Consider the following 3,828-nt stretch of genomic DNA (forward strand, 5'->3'; position numbering starts at 1 on the left):
CCGGCTGCTGCTGCTGGGCGCGGCGGCGCGCCTCGGCCTCCAGCTCGCGCCGCGCCTCGGCGTCGAAGGCGGCGCGGTTGTAGGGCGCGTTCACCGCATCGGCGACGGCGCGCACCGGGGCCCATTGCTCGGCATAGGTGGCCGGCCAGAAGCGGTCATTGCCGCCCAGGTCGCGCGCCATCTGCTCGGGGAAGCGGTACTCCAGGAAGCAGTCGCGGATCTTCTGGGCGAGTTCCGGCCGCAGGTCGTGGGCCAGGGCGAAGCCGCTGGTGGGGAAGGGCTCGCTCTCCCAGATGACGCGGAAATTCTCGCGCTTCACCTGGCCGCGCGCCACCATGCGGGTCCAGACGTCGGAGGCGACGGGGGCGGCATCATAGTCGCCGGCATTGACGCCCATCACGCTGCGGTCATGGCCGCCGGAATAGACCACCTGGTAGTCCTCGTCCGGCTTCAGGCCGAGGCCGGGGAAGAAGGCGCGCGGCGCCAGATTGCCGGAGTTGGAGGTGGCCGAGGTGTGCGCCACGCGGCGGCCGCGCAGATCGGCCATGGTGCGGTACGGGCTGTCGGCGCGCACCAGCATGACGACCTTGTAGCTCTCATAGCCCTCGGCATTGCCCTTGACCGCGAAGGGCACGGCGCCGGCTAGGTTCACCGCGAAGGCGGTCGGGCCGGTGGAGAAGCCCGCCACATGCAGCCGGCCGGAGCGCATCGCCTCGACCTGGGCGGCGTTCGAGGTCACCTGGAAATACACCGCGCGCTTGCCGGTGCAGCGGCTCAGATGGTCGAGGAAGGGGCGGAACTGGCTGGCATAGAGCGCCGGATCCTCGACGGGGGTGTAGGTGAAGACGATGGTGGACGGGTCGCGCAGCCGCGCCGGGTCGGTCGGCGCATCGGCCACCATGTCGCGATTGGCGTCGCAATAGGCCTCGTCGAGGGCGCCGCGGAAGGCGCAGGCGGCGGCCTGGGCGAGGGCCGGGCCGTTCTGCAGCGTGGCCCAGCCACCGAGGGCCAGGGCCAGCGCGGTGCCGGCCAGGAAATGGGTCTTCATGCGGCGTTCTCCTCCACGGAAACGGCACCGCGCGCCTTGAGCAGCGCGTCGGCGAATTCGGCAAAGCCCGCGCCGCCCTCGGCGCGGGTGATATAAGCCGGCGGCGTCGCCATGCCGGCCAGGAAGGGGGCGACATTGGCGACGCCCACCGAGCAGGCGACGGCGCCGAAGAGCGGCGCGTCATTGGCGCTGTCGCCGGCGAAGGCCACCGCCTCGCGCACGCCCGCGAAGGGCTGGAAGCGCGCGGCGAACAGCGCCTCGATGCCGGCGCGCTTGTCCCAGCCGCCGATCCAGGCATTCACGTGGATCGAGGAGACCTTGGCCTCGGCGCCACCCTCGCGGAAGATGGCGGCGATGCGCTCGGCCGCCTCCAGCCCGAGCGGCCCGGCATCCTCGCAGAAATCCACCGCGACATCGAACAGGCGGAAGGGCTGGTCGGCGGCGATGGCGCTGCCCGGCACGGCCTCCAGCGCCGCCTCGGCCAGCGCCATCAGCCGGGCGCGGTTGGCCAGGCGCTCGGCCTCGGGCTGGGCCTGCCAGCGCAGCATGCGGCGGGCGCGGCGGTCCAGCGCGTACCACAGCGCGCCATTCTCGCCGACCACCCCGGCCACCGGCCAGTGGCGGGCGATGGCGTCGCACCAGCCGGCCGGGCGGCCGGTGACCGGGATGACGGCGATGCCGGCCTCGTCCAGCGCCTGCAGCGCGGCATAGGCGGCGGCGGGCAGGCGGCCATCCAGGGTCAGCGTGTCGTCGATATCGGTCAGCACCCAGCGCAGCCGGGCGAGCTGCTCGGCGGGCGCGGTGGCCAGGGGGCGGGGCATGGCGCGGTCTTGTGTCATATACATGTTGCACTTGCCACCGGAGTGTGTGGCAGGTCAAACATGTTTTTTACATTTCTGTTGCAATCGACAGCCGCAGCCCATGCCGCCCCAGCGCCGCCGCCAGCGGCACCGGCGGCGGCGCCTCGGTCACCAGATCGGTGATCTGCTCGGGCGCGCAGACCTGCTCCAGGAAGGCACGGCCGAATTTCGAGGAATCCACCAGCAGCAGGCGGCGCGGCGCCCGCTCCAGCATGGCGCGCTTGACCCAGGCGGCGCGGCTCTCGGCCTCGCTCGGCCCCTCTTCGGTGACGCCGGAGGCGCCGATCACCGCCATGTCGACATGGAAGCGGCGCAGGAAGGCCGCCGTCTCCGGCCCGTAGAGGCCGCGCTCCACCGCGCTCAGCTCGCCCGGCGCCACCAGCACGCGCAGGGCGTCGCTGGCGCCGGCGGCGAGCGCCGCGTCCAGGCTGTTGGTCAGCAGAGTCGCGCGCAGGCCGCGCGCGGCCAGGGCGCGTGCGAAATGCGTCGTGGTGCTGCCGGCGTCCAGCATCACCACCGCGCCCTCCTCGACCAGCGCGGCGGCGGCGGCGCCGATGCGGGCGCGCTCGGCCACCATCACCTGCTCGCGCTCGGCCAGGCGAGGCTGGATGGCGGGGTGGGAGGCGGCGGCACCGCCATAGGTGCGCCGCACCGCGCCGCGCGCCGAGAGCTCCTCGATGTCGCGGCGCACCGTCTCGGTGGAGACGCCGAATTCCTCGGCCAGCAGGCTGATCCGCACGGTGGGGTCGGTGGACAGGGCGGCGAGGATCGCCTTGTGCCGCTCGGCCTTGCCGAGGGCCAGGGTGCTGCGTGGGGCCATGGGTTGCAACCTGCCACACTCCCGGACAGGGGGAAAGCAGCGCCTCAGCCGGCGCGGCGGGCCTGGGGCAGCGGCATGCCCTCCTGCAGCATCGACAGCGGCAGGCTGATGCGGCAGCCCAGGCCCTCCGGCCCCCAGTTCAGCTCCAGCGTGCCGGCCAGCTGGCGCCGCACCGTGGCCTGCACCACCTTCAGCCCGAAGCCGGGGGCGGGGGGCGGCGCGGGCGGGCCGCCATGCTCCTGCCACTCCAGCAGCAGCCGCCCCTCCTGCAGCCGCCAGGCCAGGGTGACATGCCCCTCCGCGCGCGACAGGGCGCCGTGCTGGGCGGCGTTGGTCGACAGCTCGTGCAGCACCATGCTCAGCGGCTGCACCGCATGCGCCGCCAGCGCCAAAGGCGGGCCCTGCAAGGTGATGCGCGCGCCGCCGGGCTGCGCCCCCAGCACCTCGCGCGCGAGGGCCAGCAGGTTGCTGCCATCCCAGCGCTCGCGCGACAGCAGGGTGTGGGCGCGGGCCAGGGCGGCGACCCGGCCGCGCACCGCCTCGGCGTAGCGCGCCGCGTCATCGGCGCGGCTCAGCTGCAGCATCGACAGCACCACGGCGAGCACGTTGCGCGCGCGGTGGTCCACCTCGGCCGCCAGCAGCCGCTCGCGCTCGGCGGCGCGGCGGCTCTCGGTCACGTCGCGCAGCACGCCGCTGACCCGCAGCGGCCGGCCCTCCGCGTCGCGCTCCAGCACGGCGCCCTGGCTGTGCAGCCAGCGGATGCGGCCATCCGGCCAGATGGTGCGGTAGGTGGCCTCGTAATGGTCGGCGCCCGGCCGCAGGCAGCGCTCCTGCGCGGCGGCCAGCAGGGGCCGGTCCTCGGGATGCGCCGCCGCCAGCACCGAGGCGCGGTCGCGCAGGCTGCCGCGCGGCCGGCCATACATCGCCTCCCGCCCCGGCGAGCCATGGTAGTAGTCCGAGGCCGGCTGCCATTCCCAGGTGGCGACCTGCGCCGCGTGCAGGGCGCGCGCCAGCAGCGCCTCGCTCTCGGCCAGGGCCTGGCTGCGGCTGCGCAGCGCGATGCCGGCGGCGGCCAGGGCGCGGCCGACCTCGTGCAGCTC

General features: G+C 74.3%; 4 protein-coding genes. All 4 read right to left on the reverse strand.

What is annotated here, in order from left to right:
- A partial coding sequence (gene phnD, locus HMPREF0731_RS17860; protein ID WP_007005592.1) for a phosphate/phosphite/phosphonate ABC transporter substrate-binding protein occupies positions 1-1,048 on the reverse strand: 1,048 nt, incomplete at its 3' end.
- Positions 1,045-1,869 (reverse strand): HAD family hydrolase, encoded by an 825-nt coding sequence (locus HMPREF0731_RS17865; protein WP_040613869.1) that lies wholly within the window; start codon positions 1,867-1,869, stop codon positions 1,045-1,047. The genes phnD and HMPREF0731_RS17865, both read right to left, overlap by 4 nt.
- Before the next feature lie 67 nt (positions 1,870-1,936).
- Complete coding sequence (locus tag HMPREF0731_RS17870; RefSeq protein ID WP_007005594.1) at positions 1,937-2,728, reverse strand: DeoR/GlpR family DNA-binding transcription regulator; 792 nt, start codon at positions 2,726-2,728, stop codon at positions 1,937-1,939.
- A 44-nt stretch (positions 2,729-2,772) separates the two neighbouring features.
- Positions 2,773-3,828: HWE histidine kinase domain-containing protein (locus HMPREF0731_RS17875; protein ID WP_007005595.1), on the reverse strand; the 1,056-nt coding region annotated here is incomplete at its 5' end.

It is taken from the genome of Pseudoroseomonas cervicalis ATCC 49957 (genome assembly GCF_000164635.1).
Taxonomy (GTDB): domain Bacteria; phylum Pseudomonadota; class Alphaproteobacteria; order Acetobacterales; family Acetobacteraceae; genus Pseudoroseomonas; species Pseudoroseomonas cervicalis.